This window comes from Puia sp., assembly GCF_036500295.1.
Classification (GTDB): Bacteria; Bacteroidota; Bacteroidia; order Chitinophagales; family Chitinophagaceae; genus Puia.
In genome coordinates this window covers 1-20,489 of the sequence record NZ_DASYCH010000123.1, presented here as the reverse complement: position 1 = coordinate 20,489, position 20,489 = coordinate 1, and the positions used below count along the sequence as shown (strand labels likewise).

The 20,489-nt window shown below is 57.1% G+C and carries 14 protein-coding genes; 6 read left to right on the top strand and 8 right to left on the bottom strand.

All coding sequences use genetic code 11. The annotated features are described in order from the left end of the window. Window positions 1-5: 5 nt before the first annotated feature. The 7 genes from secG to VGM48_RS22600 all read right to left on the bottom strand — a co-directional run bounded on the left by secG (window position 6) and on the right by VGM48_RS22600 (window position 11,343). Window positions 6-320 (bottom strand): preprotein translocase subunit SecG, encoded by a 315-nt coding sequence (gene secG / locus VGM48_RS22630; protein ID WP_331582788.1) that lies wholly within the window; start codon window positions 318-320, stop codon window positions 6-8. Between the two features lies 1 nt (window position 321). Then, window positions 322-1,518 carry a hypothetical protein gene (locus VGM48_RS22625; protein ID WP_331582787.1) on the bottom strand — a complete coding sequence of 399 codons (1,197 nt, stop codon included), beginning with the start codon at window positions 1,516-1,518 and terminating at the stop codon, window positions 322-324. A gap of 10 nt (window positions 1,519-1,528) precedes the next feature. Further along, window positions 1,529-2,056, bottom strand: coding sequence for an LptE family protein (locus VGM48_RS22620; RefSeq protein ID WP_331582785.1), 528 nt, complete (start codon window positions 2,054-2,056; stop codon window positions 1,529-1,531). After that, window positions 2,049-3,299, bottom strand: a complete 1,251-nt coding sequence (locus VGM48_RS22615; RefSeq protein WP_331582783.1) for a sigma-54 dependent transcriptional regulator — start codon at window positions 3,297-3,299, stop codon at window positions 2,049-2,051. Before VGM48_RS22615 ends, VGM48_RS22620 begins: the two co-directional genes overlap by 8 nt. Before the next feature lie 6 nt (window positions 3,300-3,305). Then, entirely contained in the window at window positions 3,306-4,727 is a 1,422-nt protein-coding gene (miaB, locus tag VGM48_RS22610) for a tRNA (N6-isopentenyl adenosine(37)-C2)-methylthiotransferase MiaB (protein WP_331582781.1), read from the bottom strand. Window positions 4,728-4,798: 71 nt separating this feature from the next. Continuing rightward, complete coding sequence (locus tag VGM48_RS22605; RefSeq protein WP_331582779.1) at window positions 4,799-5,635, bottom strand: DUF6159 family protein; 837 nt, start codon at window positions 5,633-5,635, stop codon at window positions 4,799-4,801. A 65-nt stretch (window positions 5,636-5,700) separates the two neighbouring features. After that, complete coding sequence (locus tag VGM48_RS22600; RefSeq protein WP_331582776.1) at window positions 5,701-11,343, bottom strand: alpha-2-macroglobulin family protein; 5,643 nt, start codon at window positions 11,341-11,343, stop codon at window positions 5,701-5,703. A gap of 350 nt (window positions 11,344-11,693) precedes the next feature. Here VGM48_RS22600 and VGM48_RS22595 point away from each other — a divergent pair, with 350 nt between their 5' ends. The 3 genes from VGM48_RS22595 to VGM48_RS22585 are packed head-to-tail and all read left to right on the top strand — an operon-like array spanning window position 11,694 to window position 16,638. Next, entirely contained in the window at window positions 11,694-13,301 is a 1,608-nt protein-coding gene (locus VGM48_RS22595; RefSeq protein WP_331582774.1) for a DUF1800 domain-containing protein, read from the top strand. A gap of 40 nt (window positions 13,302-13,341) precedes the next feature. Then, on the top strand, window positions 13,342-14,904 hold the full coding sequence (locus VGM48_RS22590) for a DUF1501 domain-containing protein (protein WP_331582772.1): 1,563 nt from the start codon (window positions 13,342-13,344) through the stop codon (window positions 14,902-14,904). A 9-nt stretch (window positions 14,905-14,913) separates the two neighbouring features. Next, a complete protein-coding gene (locus tag VGM48_RS22585) occupies window positions 14,914-16,638 on the top strand; it encodes a gliding motility-associated C-terminal domain-containing protein (protein WP_331582770.1) in 1,725 nt (574 codons plus the stop codon). 195 nt (window positions 16,639-16,833) lie between these two features. Here VGM48_RS22585 and VGM48_RS22580 read toward each other — a convergent pair whose 3' ends face one another. Beyond that, on the bottom strand, window positions 16,834-17,295 hold the full coding sequence (locus VGM48_RS22580) for a hypothetical protein (protein WP_331582767.1): 462 nt from the start codon (window positions 17,293-17,295) through the stop codon (window positions 16,834-16,836). Window positions 17,296-17,433: 138 nt separating this feature from the next. On the opposite strand from VGM48_RS22580, the gene VGM48_RS22575 reads away from it, so the two are divergent. From VGM48_RS22575 to tnpA, 3 genes are all read left to right on the top strand, one after another. After that, complete coding sequence (locus VGM48_RS22575) at window positions 17,434-19,392, top strand: sensor histidine kinase (RefSeq protein ID WP_331582765.1); 1,959 nt, start codon at window positions 17,434-17,436, stop codon at window positions 19,390-19,392. Further along, complete coding sequence (locus tag VGM48_RS22570) at window positions 19,379-20,014, top strand: response regulator transcription factor (protein ID WP_331582763.1); 636 nt, start codon at window positions 19,379-19,381, stop codon at window positions 20,012-20,014. Before VGM48_RS22575 ends, VGM48_RS22570 begins: the two co-directional genes overlap by 14 nt. Before the next feature lie 158 nt (window positions 20,015-20,172). Next, the gene (tnpA, locus tag VGM48_RS22565) at window positions 20,173-20,469 is read left to right on the top strand and encodes an IS66 family insertion sequence element accessory protein TnpA (RefSeq protein WP_331582761.1); all 297 of its coding nucleotides are present in this window, start codon (window positions 20,173-20,175) and stop codon (window positions 20,467-20,469) included. Window positions 20,470-20,489 lie beyond the last annotated feature (20 nt).

Below are 20,489 nucleotides of genomic sequence, written 5' to 3'. Positions count from 1 at the left end.
AAAGACTATTTGGCGGGTGTCACAGGCGCAGGCGTCGGTGCGGAGATAGGTGCGGTTGCGTTTACTTTTTCCGGGATGCGCTGGCTGCTGCCGGAGGCTTTGGGAACGAAGACGGCGGAGAAGAGGCAAAGCAGTCCGACGACGATGGCAAGCGCCCAGGTCCCTTTTTCCAGAACGTCCGTGGTTTGTTTAACCCCCATCAGCTGGTTGCTGAATCCACCCACATTACCTGCCAGTCCGCCCCCCTTGGGGTTCTGCACGAGAATGATCAGTCCGAGGATCACACAGGCAAGGATAATCAGGATCACGAAGAGAATCATATCAGAGAATGTTTAATTGTTCGATTTTGGCTGCAAAATAAGCCCTTTTCCCGGGATTGAGCAAACTTAATTTCTCGTAAACGGCCTTGGCCCGTTCGCGCATTCCCTGCTTGACCAGCACCTCGGCCATCGTCTCGGTGAGGATGTCTTTTGACTCGATGGAATGGGCGGCGATGGACTGTATCGCTTCTTCTGCGACCCGGTCGGGGATGACTTCCCGGTCTTTGCGCGGCAGGCGGCGCATGCCCTTGAGCCATTCGGTAAAGCTCTTCAGCTGTTTGCCGAGCTGGTCGCTGGGGTTATCGTCGAGGGTCAGCTTGATCCCCTGCGAGGCGAAATAGTCGATGGTATGGTAGGGTTCGAAGACCAGGTCGGGTGCGCTCGCCGGTTCCGGCTGGGTTTGCGGCGGTGCGACGGGTTCGGCTGCGGACACCGGTTCCGCTACGACGGGTTCCGATACGGCTATCGGCTGTTCGGGTTCTTCGAGGACGAATGGGGGTTCTTCGTCGTGGATCGGTTCGGTCGGCGGCGGCACCTGGGCTGATTCATCGAGCACGAATGGAGGTTCTTCGTCATGGATGGGCGCCTCGGCGGGCAGGGTTTCGCCGGCGATGGAGGGCTCGGTGCCGAAGTCGGTATTTATTTTATCCAGCGTCAGGCGCAGGCCCTTTGCTTCCTGGATACTGTGCAGCAGTTGGTCGGCTGCCGAAGATTCACCGCCGATGGATTCCCCTTCGCCGGCGGTCATGGTTTTTGCTTCATCGATGGGCGCATCGGTTGCAGCGACCGGTTCCTCGACGAAGGCCACGGGTTCTTCGGCGGCAGCGACAGGTTCTTCGGCGACCGCCACAGGTTCTTCGGCGGCTGCCACCGGTTCTTCGGCCACCGCCACCGGTTCTTCGACGGCTGCCACCGGTTCTTCGACGACCGCATGATGCCCGACGCCGCCGCTTGCGAAGACGACATGATCCAGCTGCCACTGCAGCCAGAACGGATTCGTGAAATACAGGCTGGTCTTTTGGGTCTCCGTAGCAAATCGGTCGGCATCTTCCGCCTTCAACTTGCGCGACAACAAATAATGCCCGATACCGAAGGAGGGATATTCCTCTACAAAGGCTTCGAGCTGCTGCCGGCTGATATCATCCAGGGACGAAGCCTGGAAAAGATGCTGGAGAATAGGCTGCATGGGTTGCTGCATAGTGTCGGTTCTACCAGTTGGAGAAAAGCTTGTTAAAAATCTCGTCGGTCAGATTGCTTACGATCGTCGGCATCAGCTGCGGCTCCGCATCGGTGATGGTCGTCTGCGCGGAGAAGTCAAAGTTCCGCGTCACATCGGTTTCGAAATCCGCGGGTGCCACCTTCTTTCCCGTTGGATCGAGATGGTTCTTGAATACGATATGCACGGTAACGGTGAGCCGGTTCGTGGAGGCCTGCTGGTTGGAGACACCGGATGTGGAATAGCTGTAACCGGCCACCCATCCGCTCACCTCATAGTCGGCGTCCGAAGTCTGGATCTGCGCGAGCCGCGACGCCTGGTTGTTGATCTTCTGGCGCAGAGCATCGTTCAGCTGTGGCGCCAGCTGGGGATTCACCAGCGGGGCCCGGTTCTCGATATAGGAGATATGGATGCTCTTCACCTCGGCCGGGATCGACACATCCTTGAAAGAATAGATCTTACAGGAGGAGAAGCCCAGACAAAGAGCGATGATGACAGCGACTGAGATGATCTTATTCATTAATGTCGTATTCCTTTAATTTACGATACAGGGTTCGTTCACTGATGCCCAGATCGGAGGCGGCGTCCTTGCGCTTTCCCTTGTGTTTTTTCAGCGCCTTTACGATCAGTTCTTTTTCCTTGTCCATGATGTTCAGCGACTCTTCCACTTCCTCGTGATGATGGATGTCCTCATGGCCGTTGACGCTGTTGTGGATGACCACGGATTGCGCCGTTGCAATGGCCGGGGGCTGGTACATCTCGGCCGGCTTCAACTCTTTCAGGTCATTCAGAAAGGCGGCATGCTGGGATGAGGCCATCGACGGATTCTGGACGATCTCGAGAAACATCTTCTTCAGTTCGGTCACGTCCTTTTTCATATCGAAGAACAGCTTATACAGAATCTCCCGCTCATTGGCAAATTCCGGCGTTCCGTTCCCGGCGCTGACCCCGTTGGTGGGCATCACCATCGGCAGTCTCGATCCCGTTTCGGGGATAAACCGCCGAAGGGCCGGCGCGGTGACATGCTTGTCTTCCGAAAGAACGGACACCTGCTCTGCAATATTTTTCAATTCCCGGACATTACCGGGCCAGAAATAGTTAATTAACAGATTTTTCGCGTCCTCATCCAGCTGCACGGGCGCCGTCTTGTACCGTTCGGCAAAGTCTACGGCGAACTTACGGAATAGCAGCGGAATATCCTCTTTCCGATCCCGGAGCGAGGGTACCCGGATGGGGACCGTGCTCAGCCGGTAATAAAGGTCCTCGCGAAACTTGTTTTTCTCCGTTAGTTCGAGCAGATCTTTATTGGTGGCGGCGATCACGCGGACATCGGTCTTTTGTACTTTGGAGGAGCCCACCCGGATGAATTCGCCGGCCTCGAGGACGCGTAAAAGCCGGGCCTGGGTGCCGAGGGGCATCTCGCCGATCTCGTCCAGGAAGATGGTCCCGCCGTTCACCGTCTCGAAATAGCCTTTGCGCGAATCCACCGCACCCGTGAAGGAACCCTTCTCATGACCGAACAACTCGGAGTCGATGGTTCCCTCGGGGATGGCCCCGCAGTTGACGGCGATGAATGGATTATGCTTTCGGCCTGATAAGGCATGAATGATCATCGAGAATGCTTCCTTCCCCGTTCCGCTCTCTCCGGCGATGAGCACCGTCAGATCGGTGGCTGCCACCTGTACCGCTACCTGCAACGCAAAGTTCAGCCCCGGTGAATTACCGATGATGCCAAACCGGTTTTTTATTGATTGAATTTCCATAACTTTTTATTCTACTATCCGGCCGAGCAGGGTCGCGCCGGTACAATCTTCGATCTTTACGGGTACATAATCGCCTTTCTGGCGTGTTGACCCTGTCTTGGGGAATACGATCACCTTGTTCTGGGTGCTGCGACCGCGCCAGTCGGCGGCGCTTTTCTTAGAATCCCCTTCGATCAGTACGACGAAGGTCTTGCCCACATCTTCCTTATTCTTCTCGAGCGAGAGGCGGTTTTGCAGCCGCACGACCTCGTCCAGCCGCCGCTTCTTCACCTCTTCGGGAACGTCGTCCGCATACCGGCGGGCCGCCAGCGTACCGGGCCGTTCACTATAGAAGAACATATAGCTCATGTCATAGCGGGCATACTGCATCAGGCTCATTGTATCCTGATGGTCTTCCTCCGTCTCTGTGCAGAAACCGGTGATGATGTCGGTACTCAGGCCGCAATCGGGCAGGACCGAAAGGATGCGGTCCACCTTTGCGCGGTACCATTCCCGGGTGTAGGTGCGGTTCATCAGCTGCAGGATACGCGTGCTGCCGCTCTGTACCGGCAGATGGATATACCGGCAGATATTCTCGTAGCGCTGCATCGTCAGCAGCACTTCATCGGTGATGTCCTTGGGATGTGAGGTGGAGAACCGTACCCGGAGCAGGGGGTCGATCAGGGCCACTTTTTCCAGCAGCAGGGCGAAGGTGACCACCTGGCCGGCTGTTTCGTCCATCCAATAATAACTGTCGACATTCTGGCCCAGGAGGGTGACTTCGCGGTAGCCCCGTTCAAAGAGATCGATACATTCCCGGACGATGGACCCGGCATCGCGGCTACGCTCGCGGCCCCGCGTAAACGGCACCACACAGAAGCTGCACATATTATTACAGCCGCGCATGATGCTGACGAAGGCCGTTACGCCGTTACTGTCCAGGCGAACGGGAGAAATGTCCGCGTAGGTCTCATCGCGGCTCAGCAGGACGTTGACGGCCTTCTGGCCGCTTTCGGCCTCTTCGACCAGGCCGGGGAGGGTCCGGTAGGCATCCGGGCCTACCACGAGATCCACCAGTTTTTCTTCTTCCAGGAACTTCTCTTTCAGGCGTTCGGCCATACAGCCCAGCACTCCGATGAGCATCCCCGGCCGGCTCACTTTCACCTGGCGGAAGATATGGAGCCGGTTGCGAACCGTCTGCTCCGCCTTTTCGCGGATGGAGCAGGTGTTCAGCAGGACGAGGTCGGCCTCGGTATAGTTGGCGGTGGCGCCAAACCCGTTCTCGTTAAGGATCGAGGCCACGATCTCGCTGTCGGAGAAATTCATCTGACAGCCATAACTTTCTATATAGAACTTCTTACGGAATTCCTTTTTTCCGGCAACCCCGGGTTGGTAAGCCTCCCCCTGCCGCTCCTCATCGTGAATCTTGCTGCTCAACGATCCAAGCATTGGTCTTTCTTGATTTAGACCGCAAAGATAAGTAGAAACAATTTAGTAATGACAAGTTGGCAGAGAGACGGTTACTTTTGGACGAAGAGCTGATCGGCAAACTGTTGATTGAAATGCTTTACGGGATCGCCGTTGAGGTTGTGGTACACCGCGCTGATGAAGATCGTCCGCACGGCGCTGACCAGCACCATTACGGCGAATACTCCCAGAACGAACACCGCGATCCCGACGAGGGGATGGATGGCCCAGCCCAGCAGGCCGCCTACCGCTGCCGACAGCAAAATGCCCAGCAGCTGGATGAGCCCAAAACTGAAGCCGGCGCCAAGGCTTTCGCCCCATTTTTCCCGCATCAGGCTTGTGCTGCGCTTGAAGGCTGCCAGCGGCCCCAGGTTCTCATAGGCGATCACCGGGACCACAAAAAAGGTGGCGACACTCCAGACGATGCCGATCAGCCCCGTAACGAATTTGCCGATCGAGCCCAGATTATCCTGCAGGATGCGCAGGATGGTACCTACCGTCGCGGCAAATGCGGCCCAGGACAGCAAGACCCCGATCCGGCTCAGGCTGAACCGCAGGCCCTTGCGGATGGTCGGCTGCTCGCCGTTGAAGTACAGATGAGTGCAATGGATCAGCGCCGTATTGAAGAATACGATGATAAAGTAATTGATCAGGTAATAGATAAAAACGAAGAGGTAGTTGACGGCTGTGGACTGCTCCCGGATATCGCGCAAGCCGTCGATATCCCAGCCCACTGAAGCGAGGGCAACCAACACGAAGGAAAGGATTACCAGGATAAGGGCAATTGCCGAAAGGATGGGGAAGAGGATCAACCGGCGATTTTCCATCAGCACGGCCCAGCTGTTGCTTGCGATGTTCCAGCCATTCGACATACGGGTGAAAATGTTCATAAAAAGAGGTTTGGTTTTAGTTGTCTAAAATAGGCATAATAAAGGGATTGTCCTATTAGGCGGTGCTATTCGATCACGGTTCGCTTCATGCCCTCCCGCCCGAACAGGACCGGGAAATACTGCAGTTCCGCGCGTGCGGGATTTAGCCGGTAATAGCCTGTCCAGCGGGGCATCAGCCGGATGCTGAAAACCTGTTTTCCCTTGCGCATGGATTGGCAAAAGATACTCAACTTGTATTTGAAGTATTCACTGTGAATTGACTGATCTCCAAACCATTGGCCTTTTTCCGAATAGGTGCAGCCGGCCGGGATCGGCGCCTCGACGAGGACGTAGTCGGCCTCCCCTTTCACGTCGACTTCCACCATCAGGACGGCGGGTTGGCCGGCCTTTAGCCGTTGAACGATCTTGCCATCCTGTTCGAACCAGGTTTGCACGGCAAACGCCCCAACGACCTTTTCGGGTGCGGGGTTGAGGTACTGCTGGAAGGCGGTGAAATACACCGGCAGGGTGCCCGACTTGCGGATATCGATAGCCGCACCCGCCGGCAAGTGGTTTTCGTAAGGGAACGCCGTTACGCGATTGCCGTTGAGGGTCAGCGACGGCGCCTGTGCGGGCCGGCCGCCGGCAAGCAGATCGGGCAGCAGGGTTTCGAGGATCAGGCTCGACTCATAGGTATTGCGCCAGTATCCCCTTCCGCGTTTTTCCAGGAGCCAGTTGCGGGTCTTCCGCAGTATGGGGTCATAGCCGCCGGCTTTTCTTAGCAGGCGGTACATCAGCAGGGTGATCTGGATGGAGTTGTCGAAGAACAGCGCTCCGTCCTCGCCCCAATAGCAATTCCCGAGGGCCGTATACTGCCGTTTGGCGGCCATGGTGTCCAGCCCGGTGGGCAGTCCCGCGGTTTGGCGAATCTCTTCGAGGCGCAGGGTCTGGTACAGACTTCGCCGGAGGAGATATTTGGCGGCGGTATCGGTATAGCGGCGGTAGTCGACACGCGCATCCAGATCCTGGAGCATCCGCAGGTCGAGCAGCCTGTCGAGAGAGGTGCCCCGCTCATAGTTATAAACCAGGAAATCGATCAGCGGCTGTTTGTCGAGTCCGGTCGTATAGCCGGCTTTTTCCGCGGACAGCAGCGCTTCGGTGACATGCAGCGAGATCCAGGAGACGGGGGTGCCTTCTTCCCACCAACCCCATAGTGCCTTGCCGCGGCGGCCCTGCATCAATTTGCCGATCAGCTCGCCGATGTTCTTCTCTTCTTTGAACTCTTTTTGTTCGAGGGCATAGATCCTTTTCTTCTGCAGGAGGGCAAGCAGTTTGGAAGCCAGTTGCTCGTTACAGAGATATTCATATTGGCGGATCCGCTCTATTTCATCCAGCATCACCGGTAAGAGGTCGGCCGAGGCATAGATGTGCACCGGTCCGCGGGTGCTGTCGAACTGCAGTCGCAGGCTGGTGTCGCCTTCCAGCGGCGCAAAGGTACCGCGGGTCTCTTTTACGCCTGTGGTCAGGACGGGGATGCTGCGTTCTTCGCCGTCGAAGTAGCCGTCGGCGCGTTGCAGGGTATAGGAGAAGCGGATGGAGTCGGGGTGGGGGATCGCTCCGGCTGGACCCACGGCGGGACCCATCGTTCCGGCGGGATGAAGCAGGAAGGTGTCGATCCGGGCAATGCGGAAATGTACGGGGTCATCGGCGATATTCGCGTCGCCGATGTTGAACCGGCGTCTGACCGTCACCGTGTCCGGACCATAGTTCAGCAACTTGCCGATGACGAAGGCCGAGTCGCCGGCGATCAGGAAATTGGGGTTGCTTAGCCGCGCGCTGAGTGGCTTGAGACTGCGGACGCCTGCCGCGGCGGCCCCGGTCTGCCGGTGATCGGCTACGGCCACGAAGAAGGTGTTCCAACTGGTGATATCATCGGGATAGGTGACCTTGAAGGAAGCCATGCCCCGGGCATCGGTGTGCAACCGTGGCAGCCAGAAGGCATCGTCTTTAAAACGCCGGCGGATGCTGCGGACGGTATCCAGCCCGGGCATCGGCGGTATCTGCACCAGGGCCTGCGGGAGCGACTGGTCCTGGGCCTCCCCGGTGGAATTAACCGAGACACCGGCCACCTTTCCCGACAGCGTCACTTCGGACAGGGAAACCGATCCTGTCATGTCCATCCTTTTTGTCGCCCCATAGCCGATGACGACCACGTCATTCAGCGCCATGGAGAGGGGATTCAACTTTATCCGATAATATTCCGGCCGGGAGAAAGCCCGCGTGATGGATTCGAAGCCCACGCAGGTGAAGACGATCGTACCCCGGGCCGGGATGCGCAGGTGGAACTGACCTTTGTTGTCGGTCGGTACGGCGTGCCGCGTAGACTTCACCTGTACCGTTACGCCCTGGAGAGGTGTTCCGGCGTCGTCGGTGACGATGCCGGTCGCTTCCTGATCGAAGACGGTATATTCCATGAAGCGGTCGTTAAAGAAGAAATGCAGGGAATCCATGCCGGGGCTATACGGGTCGACCCATTGATCTTCGATCCGGCGCAGGATCCCGGCGATCCGGCGGCTGAAGGTGTCTGGTGCTTTCACGGGGAGCCGGTCGAATCCGAAATAGTTGTATCCATTGGGCCGGACGACGACGCTGTCGTGCAGCAAGTACCGGTCACCTTTCAACAGGAGGAGGATGCGATAGAGGCCAGGTTCATATCTGCCCAGCATGGTTGTCTGCCCCTTGAATATATGCAGGTAGTCGGCATCGGTATACCGGAAGACGAACACCTTTTTTACAAAGACGGGTTTGCCCAGGGAGTCGGTGGGAATTCCGATCTGCAGGTCCCCGCCGCCGGAGCGCCAGATGTGTTCGTTGAGATAGAGATCCTGGGTGGCGCTGCGGTTGTCGAGCCAGTCCTGCCAGAGGCTATCCGTGATGGCCGGGGTGAGGGCGCGGTCGCCGAGACCGGTCAAGATACGGGTCGGGGACAGCTTCTCCCCGAAGGGGTAGTCATAAGGCCATTGTTTTTCTTTGATCAGGCCCGGGCGGATGATAAATTGGTAGCCGCCTTCCGGCTCGAAGAACTGCCGGAACCGGTCCTTTACTTCCAGTGTGGCGTTGCCGCCGCTGAAAGGGCCCGCGAGGAAACTGTTTGGTGTGCTGGTGGAATTGGGCGGCGCCAGCAGGTAGAGATGATCGCCCCCCTGGGTTATCGTGGCAAAATGCGGGAGAAAGGAACTCTGGACGGTGATCAGGGACTGGTGCAGCAGTTGCCGTTCCCAGTCGGTAAGGCTATCGGGCATCGGCCGGATATGGATGGCGGGGTTGGCTGTGTCGTCATTGATGCCGATGGTCGTCTTCATCCCCGGCGTCAGAAGGAAGCTGTCGATCTTTATCTCCCTGTCGCTTACCCGTAGGCGCAGCGTATGCCAGCCGGGGCCGGCGGGGAAACTGTAGGATCGCCATTGCTCGGCGCGATCGAAAAAGATAAGGCGTTCGTCGAGATAGATCAGGTACACGGGTTCCGGCTGGCCCTGCCGGCTGACAAAGGGGGCGATCTGGGTGATGTTGTCGGGCGATGGCTGCCGGTTGACGTAAATGGTCCGGGGATCGAGGAATTTGTAGTATTCCAGCGTATCGAGCCGGAAAAGCGCCTTCCATCGCGATTCTTTGAGGGGCTGGGACTGCCGTTTCTGTTCGATTGCCGCTACCGGGGAATAGCTGCCGATAGGCTTATAGCGATATTGTTTGCCAAAATAGGGGACGGAGGGTAGGGGGGCGTTCCTGAATTTGGCGGTCCAGGACCAGGCTGTAAGATCGGCATCGGCTACCGGCCGGCCGCTGACGTCGGTGACGGCGACGGCGATGTCGACCTGCTCGCCGGGATAGACATACTTGGGCTGTCTAACGTCGATGTTCAGTCGTCGTTCGAAGATGGGTAGGTTTACCGTGCGGGTTTGCAGGATGCCCTTCCACAGGTATTGGAGCCGGAGGCGGTAAGGCGCGGGGCCTTCGGGTCGTTGTCTAAAGTCGAGCCGGTCGCCATATCCCCGGCGGATCAGCCTCTCGCCCATCGTGATGGCATACCAGAAGGGAAGATGCAGGGAGTCGTCGGTGATAAATTCCACCGTATCCTTTGTCCTTTTCGAGTGGACCGGGATCTCCGCGGCGATGCCGGTGAGGCTATATTCGCCCTTTACGCTGTCCTGTCCATTGATGGCGGTGACCTCGTAGCTGACGGCCATCGGGTTGACGCGGAGGGTCGTGGGCAAAGAGACCGGAAGGGTCGTGAGCCGCTGAGCCTTCCAATCGAAAGTGGTGACTATACCCGTCGCCGGGACGGACTGCCGGCGGGTGTGATAGCCGATGTCGAGGCTGTCGCCATGCGGGTGAAAGACGATCCTGGCCGGTTCGCCATAATAGGTGACGTTAAAATCCTTTTCAAAGACCTCGTTATCGCTGTTGAGCAGCAGGCATTCGATGCGATAGCCGAAAGAAGCGGCGGGATAGATCGAGTCGGGCAGGATGATCCGCGTCTCGCCGATGGGGTCGAGGGTTTGGGTCCAATGCCAAAGCGTATAGGGCACGAAGACGGCCGGATCGTGAAAGCCGGTGATCCGATCGGAGGTGACGGTCACCTCTATGCGGCCGTCGGGAATGGGCAGATCGTTTTCATCCAGTGCGCGGAGATAGACGGATAGCGGCTGACCCGGGTATTGCTCCCGCCGGTCGGCACGGCCTTCGAGCCGGATGGAGGTGAGATCGTATTCTTCATATTTGAACGTGCATTCGCTCAGCACTTTTCGGTCGTCGGCGTCGTCATCATCATCGTCCTTGTCCTTTGCTTTGCGTTTGATCTCCAGGCTAAGCGTATATTGGTCATCGAGCTGCAATTTTAAGCTGTCGGTCAGCACAAACGAGAAAGTATAGGCGCCGGGGCGGTAGGCGTTCAGCCAGGTGAGGATGGTGTCTTTGCGGTCGCCGCGGCCGCTAAGCCGCAGGGCGGTAAGGGCCTGGAAGGGCCGGCCTTTCCGGTCGAAGATAAAGGCCTTGCCCGAGACCGTATCGCCGGGTTTGTATTTGGGTTTGCTGAGTACAAAGAAGCTTTTGTATCGGGTGCGGAACAGACTGGCCGGCCGCGGGTGGTAGGCCGGATATCGCTGGGGATCCCAGAACCGCCGCCACCAGGCAAAACGATTCGCAGCGAAACGACGGGATTGATGATCGACGGGGAAGAAATAGATCGTTCCCCGGTAACTTACCCGCGCGATCCGGGTCTTGCTCCATCGGCCCGGAAAGTAGCAACCTGCCGCCGGGTCCCAGTGTACGGCATGTCCCCGGACAGTAACCGTGGCGTCGGTGACGGGCCGGCCGGCGGCGTCATGCAGGACCAGCGCTGCCTGATCACCGTTAGCCAGCAGGGAACAGTGCAATGAACCGATGGTTCGCAGCGTGACCTGTAGTTGGTTCTCTACCGTTTGGATAAAAAGATAGTCGCCGGGTGACAACGGAGGTTCTTCCTGTTGTTCGAAAGGAAAGGAATCGGCAGGTGGCGGGAGCGGGATCTTCTTCCAGCCGGCCAGATCGGTGGTATACAACTTTCGGGCCTGGACATCGGTCAGCCGGTAGGCATAGACGGCGGCGCTGTGCTGTGGGCTGGTGGAAAGATCATGCTGGGCGACCGTCCAAAAGGGCAGCAAAAGCAGGGTAGGGAATAGCAGGCTTCTCATGTGAGTCGTTTTCTTCAGGATGCCGTCCCCGGGATAATTACATAAGGCTCAATTATCTTTCCACACAATTTTCCCGGCCGGCTAATTGGCCTGAAAATTGCAATTCCGGGAGGGACCCGAAAGACCAAAACAACGCTATGAAGAACGGCCCCCCGCTACAATCCTTTGTCGTCCTATCACTTCTCCTGGCTGCCTGTGGAAAAAGCAGCCATGGTACGGCTATTCCGGCCGTCCAGGCCTCCGCCCTCTCTTTTAGTGCCAACGATTCTCTTATTCAAACGGCAGCATCATCGCCATTTTTCAAAAATAAACCGGCCGTCGAAGGACCGCCAATGCTATAATTCAATACCATGGAAAAGCTTCCGGGTAGCCCGCTGGGGCTCGATCAGTATACCGGTGTCTGGGATACTCCCGAGGTGGTTCACCTGCTGAAAAGGGCCCTTTTCGGCGCTACGGTGGCCGACATCAACTATTTCAAGGGGCTTTCGATGTCGCAGGCCGTGGATCAGCTGCTGCAGCCTACGGGGGTTCCAGCCACGAAACCGCTGAATAATTATGGTTCCGATCCCACCGGCATTGCTCCGTACGCAACGTGGATCGGCAGCGATCTCACTTATGTCGACGATGCCATGAATACCGGCCGGCTTCGCTCCCTTCAGGCCTGGTGGATCGGGCAGCTGCTGGGCGGCAGCCGGTCCATCCATGAAAAGATGACGCTGTTCTGGCACAATCATTTTGCGCCCAACGCTCTTCCCAACATCAGCATCCCCTGCGAGCTTTGGTATAACCAGTATCTCACGCTACGCAAATATGCCCTCGGGAATTTCCCGCAGCTGATGAAGGCGATCGCCCTCGACCCGGCCATGCTGCTGATGCTCAACGGCAGCACCAATACGAAGATGTCACCGAATGAGAATTTCGGGCGGGAGTTGCAGGAATTATATTGCATCGGAAAAGGCCCGGAAGGAACGGGTTCAGGATATACCCAGGGTGACGTGACGGCCGCGGCCCGGGTGTTGACGGGACATACGCTCGATCTGAATTATAACTACCAGTTCCAGGCGGGCAACCACGACGATACCAACAAGACGCTCTCTGCTTTTTACGGTAACCAGGTGATCACCGGTTACTCCGGCGCGGGTGGCGCGGGCGAACTGGATACCCTGCTATCGCTGCTCTTCTCCAACGTCGAATCCGCCAAATTCCTTTGCCGCAAACTCTATAACTTCTTTTTGTATTATGTCATCGACGACACCGTCGAGGCGAATATCATCGCCCCGCTGGCCAATGTCCTCCGGCAGAGCGGGTACAATATCAGCGCCGTCCTGGCGGTGCTTTTCAAGAGCCAGCATTTTTACGACCTGGTCAACTCCGGCGCCTGCGTGATCAAAAGCCCGCTCGACCTGCTGGTCGGGCTTTGCCGCGAATACCCCGTGGCGATCCCTGCGGATGCCAAGGGACAGTATGATGCGTGGACCATGCTTGCGCAAAATGCTTCCGATCTTCAGCAGGAGATCCTCTGTATCCCCGTCGTTGCCGGATGGGCGGCCTATTACCAGGCCCCGCAATACCACGAGCTGTGGATCAATTCCGTCACGTATTCGGAAAGGAACTTTATCACCGATCTGCTTATCGGCACCGGCAATATGCGCAACGGCACGATGCTGCGGATCGACGCGGTGGCGTTTGCCAACCTCCTGCCCGCGCCGCAGGACCCCAACCGGCTCATCGCCGATGCGCTGACCGTTCTGCTCCGGCCACCGCTGGCCGACAGTGATGTCACCCTGCTGAAACAGACGATCCTGCTGGGTGGGGGAACGACCGATATCTACTGGACAAATGCCTGGATCGCCTATCAGGCCGCGCCCACGGACATGGCGGCTTTTGCGACGATCGACAGCCGGCTGCGGGCGCTGTTCAAATACCTGATGGATCTGCCCGAATATCAACTATCCTAACCGGACCGAGACCGGTTAAAAACATTAACAATATCCCGATATGCGCAGAAGAGATTTTTTAAAAGCAGTGGCGCCGGTGACGATGCTGGGCGGGTTCAGGATCGACGCTCTGGCCCAACTACCGTTTATGGGGGCGTTGCAGGGCGCCATCGACAACGACCATGTGCTCGTCCTGGTGCAGTTGATCGGCGGCAACGACAGCCTCAACACGGTGATCCCGCTGGAGCACTATGGCGATTATGCGGCCGCGCGGGCCAATATCGCGATCCCGCAAGGCAAGGTGCTTCCGCTCACCAACAACCTGAAGACCGGCCTGCATCCCGCGCTGAAGGGCTTGCAGGGCATGTATAACAACGATCAGCTGGCCATTCTCCAGTCGGTGGGCTATCCCGATGCCGACGGCTCGCATTTCCGGGCGACGGACGTATGGCTCGAGGGCGCCGATCAGGATCAATACCTCACGACAGGCTGGGTCGGCCGTTTCCTGTCCACTTCCTATTCCAATTTCCCGGCGGGCTATCCCAATGCGGACATGCCGGACCCGCTGGGTATCCAGATAGGCTCGGTGGTCTCGACCGCATTCCAGGCCACGGTAGGGTCCACCGGGATGGCCGTGCCGGCCGATACGGCGTTTTACGACCTGATCAACGGCATTACCACCCCCGCACCCGACACGCCCATGGGTAACGAGCTTACCTATCTGCGGGCGATCGCGCGGCAGACGAATAAATATGCCGCGGCTATCGAGAATGCGGCTTCGAAGATCACTCAGCAGCAACCGTATCCCGATACCAGTCTCGGTGCGCAGCTAAAGACCGTGGCCCGGCTTGTCGCAGGGGGACTAAAGACAAAAGTGTATTTCGTCACCGCGGACGGGTTCTTCGATACGCATGGCGGCCAGGTGAACCCGGGCGATACGGCCTCGGGTGGTCACGCGAAACTGCTGGCAGCACTTGGCGACTCCATCTCGGCTTTTATGAACGACTGTAAATTCCTGGGGATCAACAAACAGATAATGGGCATGACCTTCTCCGAGTTTGGCCGGAGGATCGCTTCCAACGGCAGCGTCGGGACGGACCATGGCGCGGCGCAGGCGGTGTTCGTCTTTGGCGATTCCGCCCAGACCGGCGTTCTCGGGATCAACCAGGACCTGTCGGGGCTCAATTCGCAGAGTAACCTGTATATGCAGTACGACTTCCGTTCCGTCTACTCTTCGATCCTGCGCGACTGGTTCTGCGTTTCCCCCGATGATGTATCGAGCATGCTGCTGAAGAACTATCAATACCTGCCGTTTATCAAGAACACGGCCTGTAATAATACTTATACCGATCTTAATAATCTGGGGGACCGGCTGATCTCCAATTCGCCCAATCCTTTTACCACCAGCACGGTCATCACTTTCAAGACCAACGGCGGCCACACGCTGGTGCAGCTATTCGATGCCGTCGGCCGGCTGATCATGGTTCCTGTCGACCAGGACTATGTACAGGGAACCTGGTCGGTGACGGTGGACACCAGCTTTATGGCGGATGGGGTGTATTACGCCCGGTTCCAGAATCAATCGGTGCAGCAGGTGCGCACGCTGTTAAAAGTCCATCATTAAACCCGGCTCATGTTCAGAGGTTCGATCATCATCGGCGTTTTGCTTTTTCTGTCGGCGCTCCTCGCGTCGCCGGCTGTCTCTGCTCAACAGCGGGGGACCGATACGATCAGCTATAGTTCGACCTGTGTCAACTCGATCATTGTTTTTGCCTCGCCCTTACTGGATACCTTTTTCCGTCCGGACTATATCCGCTGGCATTTCGGCGATGCGGCCTCGGGTTACAACGACAGTTCCGGCGCCGACCGACCCCGGCATGTCTTTGCGGCGACCGGGGACTATCCGATAGAGCTGGATGTCTGGTACAAGGGCAGTGATACGATAAAGATCAGGGACACCCTTACCGTCGTGACGCCGTTGAACTATTATCTTGGCCCGGATATCTATGTGTGCGGCAAGACACCCGACACCCTGATCCAGGGTCCGGTCCTTGCCGGCGCCACCTATACCTGGAACGATGCCGACACGACCCACACCGACACCATCCGGATCAAAGAGTCGGGTATCTTTACTGTCGCCGTCAACGGCTGTGCGATAACCGACAGCATCGGCGTCTTTGCCAGCGATACGCCTAAAATAGACCTGGGGCGCGATCACGTCATGTGCGACAGCGCCAACCTTCAGCTTACTGCCGCGGCGCAGAATGGGACCTATACCTGGCTGCTCGACGGCAACCCGTTGCCCGAGACGGGAAGCCAGGTGATCACGCATTATCCGGGGGGAACGTATATCGCCGTTGTCACGGTTCCGGGATGCGGGGTCTTTAAAGACACCGTCTCCATCACCTATGTGCAGCCGCTGGGGCCGCCCTTCGACCTGGGACCGGACACTTTGCTTTGTCCCAAGCAGATCTTTACGCTCAACGCTTCGATCCCCGGTGCGACGGCCTATGACTGGAGCACGGGTTCGCGCGACAGCACGATCGCGATCAGCAGTCCCGGCAACTACTTTGTATTCGTCACCTATCAGAACCAGTGCCAGGTCACCGACAGTGTGCTGGTCAGTTACCGGGGGGACCGGCCGCTGGACTTCCACGACACCGCCATCTGCAAGGGCAGTACGCTGGTGCTGAATGCCGATTTCGGGCAGGGGATGTATAAATGGACCAGCATCCCGCCCCAGCGCGATGACCAGAACCAGACGGGCCAGTCCACTTATTTTGTTTATGAACCGGGGAAATATGCGGTTCTTGCCCAGGTGGGGAATTGCGTGTATACAGACACGCTAACGGTGCGATTCGACGACAGCCTCCGGGTGACGATGATCACCGACACCACGCTCTGTTATGGCGAGGATTTTATGCTGCGGGTGAAAGGCAACGGCGACAGCTATGCCTGGCAGGACAGCAGCTATGGGGAGGTCTATCATCCGAGCCAGCCGGGCATCTATACCGTCGTCGCGCAGAACGGTTGCGGGAAGGATACGCTGACTGCCAATATCAACTTCACCAGCTGCAGCTGCCAGCTCTTGCTGCCCAATGCTTTTACGCCTGATGGCGACGGCCACAACGATACCTTCCGGGCTTTGCATGCCTGCGAGATGACCAATTTCGAGATGAGCATCTACAACCGCGTTGGGGACCTCGTTTTCCGCGGGTTCAACCCCGATGAGGCCTGGGATGGGAGCTTCCGCGGGGCGAAGGCCCAGGCGGGGACGTATGTGTGGATGGCGAGATATTTCAACCCGGTTAGCAAGCAGCCGGTGTTCCGGAAGGGAACGGTTATTTTGATACGCTAATTTTCTTGCTTTTACCTCGCACTTGTGATGATTCGGGGCCTGAGGTCCCGCTGGGTTTTTTACTTATGATTAGAATAAAAAAGCCCAGTGCTTCAACACTGGGCTTCGTCATCGAAATTCTGATGATAATCAAGTTAGCGATCTCTATTCTACAGATGATTCTGTTTTAGTAGAGAGGGTCGGGATAGCAGCCCGTTACCAATTCCAGGTGCGGGTGAGAGTCGACGTAACCCTGATCGTCGTGGAGTCGGTGATCTTGCCGTTGATGGTGGGCTCGATATGTATCGTATAAGGATAGTTCGAGAGAGTCGTGGCGCCAAAGGAAAACGTGGTAAAGTTGACATTGGACGTTGCCTCCAGGGTTAGCAGCCCGTTTTGAAAGTCGTCCTGCTTAAAGGTGATGGTAGGTTCGTTGGAGCGGGTTACGCCGTTCACTTTCCAGGTGGCATCTTTCAGGTTGGGCAACAGGCCGCTGATGGCGCCGTCGAAACTGCCTGTGTTGGCGGCGGGTACGGGGTTCAGCGTGATCTTGACCAGGACGCTTTTGGAACTGTCGGTCATGGTGCCGGTGTTGCCGGGATTGCTGTTACTTTTCTTACAGGACAAAGCGCAGGCGAGCACGAGGGCCGCCGTTACAAAAAAGGAGATACGTTTCATAAAGGGAAATTTTCGATGGCAAAATTGCCGGAACAGGGGCATAAGAACAATACCGGGAATGCAGGGATTTTTTCTACCGGATTATTGGTAGTCGGCATATCGCATTTATATTCTTTCTTTGCGCCTGTATCCCGAATTATGAAAAGATCCTGGCGCATCCTCTTTTTACTCTCCCTATCCGCAACCGTTAGCGCAACCGTTAGAGCGCAGCAGGCGCTGCCCCTGGCCGAACAGACCTATGGCGATAGCCTTGCGCGCATGTTGCATTCCGGGGTGTCCGACAGCAGCAAGGCCCTGGCTGCCTATCTGCTCTCCGACTTCTGGCGATCGAAGGATACGGCAAAGAGCCGGAGCTATCTGCTGCAGGGCCGGCAGCTGGCGAAAAATTACCCCTACCTCGTCGCCATCTATCACTTTTACGAGGGCCAGTATTATTTCAATACGGACACGAAAAAGGCGGCGCAGGCCTTTGACGAAGCAAAGACCGCTCTGCTCCCGTTGCATACGCCGGCAGCCATCCAGTATGCGGCGGTCTCGTGGTTCAACTATGCCCTGATGATGCGCAACGAGAAAGGGGATAGCTTCGTCATCGCCAACGTTCTCAATAAGGCGATCCCGCTGGCGGAAAAGGCCGGCGATATGGACAAGGTTGGGCATTTTTACGTTCAGCTGGCCACCTTGCTGATGAACAACGCCCAGTTCGCGAAAGCGGAGCTCTATAATCAAAAGGCGATCGACCTGCTTCGATCCCGCGGACCCAGTGCCACCACCTTGTTTTTTGCCTACCTGTCTGCGACCAGCACCTTTGTCTTCGATGACAAGCTGCCCCAGGCAAAAGCATCTCTTGACCAGGCACGCGAGTTGATCGCCCCTTATCCGAACTCGATCAATTACCCGTTGTACTATTATAACGAAGGACTTTATTACGAGGGCGCCGGGCAGTATGCCGAAGCTCTCGTCAGCCTCGACAAGGGCATTGCACTGGCGGGGCAGTTCCATCAGACGCTCCTTTTGCAAACGATGGTCGTCCGCAAATACCTGGTCTTCTTCGACGAAAAGGACTACCGGAAGGCGAAGACCTTCCTGATGGGTGTGGTGAAGGAAGGCAGCCTGATGGCCGAGACGAACAACCGGCGGACTATCTATTTCCAGTTGGCCGAGGTCAACCGGCGGCTTGGCGACATGGCGGAAGCTTATCGCTGGTCGACCGAGTACAGCCGTCTCGGTGACAGCCTGCAAAAGGTACAGCTGAAGGAAAAGATCGTCGGCCTGGAGGCCCGCTTTCAAAATGCCGAAGACCAGAAGCAGATCGGTTTGCTTGCGGCGGAGAAGACCCGCGCCGAGCTGGCCGCCCGCAATAGCCGGCTGTTTAACTGGCTGTTGGGCACGGTTTGTATCCTGCTGGCGTTGACTGCGGTTTTTTCCATCACTTTTATCCGTTCGCAGCGCAAGGTCTCGCAGCTGAAACTGGCGCGGGCGATGCTCGACGGCGAAGAACGCGAACGGAAGCGGATTGCGCAGGATCTTCATGACGGACTGGGCGGGATGCTGGCGGGTGTCAAGATCAACCTCAGCGGCTGGGCCGCCGGAAAACCGGAGCAGCCGCGTGATGCGGAACTCTATCGCATCATCGATCAGCTGGATCGCTCGGTGGGCGAGCTGCGGCATATCGCCCGCAACATGATGCCGGAGACCCTGCTGAAGTTTGGATTGGAGACGGCGTTGAAAGATCTGTGTGAGTTCTATATGGGTGAGGACGTTCATATCGAGTTTCAGCCCTTTGACATCCATCGGTCGCTGTCGCTGCCCTGGCAGATGAATATCTATCGCATCGCGCAGGAACTGCTGTCCAATGCCGTTCGTCACGCCGGGGCGACCAACATCATCCTGCAGTGCAGCCAGAACGGCCCCGTTTTCCTGGTCACGGTGGAAGACAACGGCAGGGGCTTCGACCCGGCGCAACAAGGAAAGAAAGGAATGGGGCTGACCACGGTTCATGACCGGGTCAGCTATATGAATGGAAAAATGGAGATCCTTTCCGCCCCCGGGGAGGGAACTACGATCAATATCGAACTGAATACTTATGGCGGCCAATAAGACCCGGGTTTTTCTTGTCGACGACCATCCCGTCCTGATGGAGGGGCTGAAAGTGCTTTTGCAGAACAACATCGACCTCGAGGTTGCCGGCTGCTTTGTGACGGGTGAGAGCCTGCTGGCGGCGCTGTTGCCTGAGGCGCCGGATATCATCCTCCTCGATATCGCGTTGCCCGATATCAACGGCATCGCCCTCTGTCAGAAGATCAAACAAAAGGTTCCGGATATCAACGTGCTGATCTTTAGCAACCACTCCGAACGCAGTATGATCATGCAGGCCATACAGAACGGCGCCAGCGGCTACCTGCTGAAGAATGCTTCCCTCGAGGAGCTGCGGGATGGCATCCATGACGCCCTCCACGGGGAGATCGCCTTTAGCCGGGAGGTCAAGGAGATTATCAGCCGGCCGTCGCGGAATGAACTGGCGGGGCCGCCTCAGCTGACCCGCCGCGAAAAGGAGATCCTGCGGCTCGTGGCGGAAGGCAAGACGAGTGCAGGCATCGCGGCCCATCTGTCGCTCAGCGTCCTCACGGTTGAGACCCACCGGCGCAACCTGATGCAAAAGTTTGGGGTAAAGAATACGGCGGAATTGATCCGGACGGGGATGCTGCAGGGATTTCTGTAAAATAAAAAGGTTCCGGCTTTTGACCGGAACCTTGACCAAAATTGGGGGTTGACTGTTTCTCAGCTATTTATTAAATTTAGGCATCGCTTACGAGTAAGCCCACGGTGAACCACCTCTTGTTTGGCAAGTAGGCCTGGGATATGTTTGCAGCAAAAACTATGAGCAAAGATGAATCTGTTCGGGAGAGAATGTTTACCAGTATTGGCTCTTGGCAGGCCAGTGAGCTTTCGCAAAAGGAATGGTGCAGGCAGCAGGGTATACCCTATCATATTTTCCATTACTGGTACCGCCGATACCGGGAGCAGAATCCGGCGCCTGCCGGCGATAATGGTTTTGTCCGCCTTGCCGTTACGGCACCGGCGGATGCCTGCTGCGAAGTGATCTTTACGGATGGAACAAAGATCATTTTCCGAGAGCCGGTAGCTGTGCAATACCTGAAAAGCCTGTTATTCTAGGCTGTGCTGCACCTTTCGGC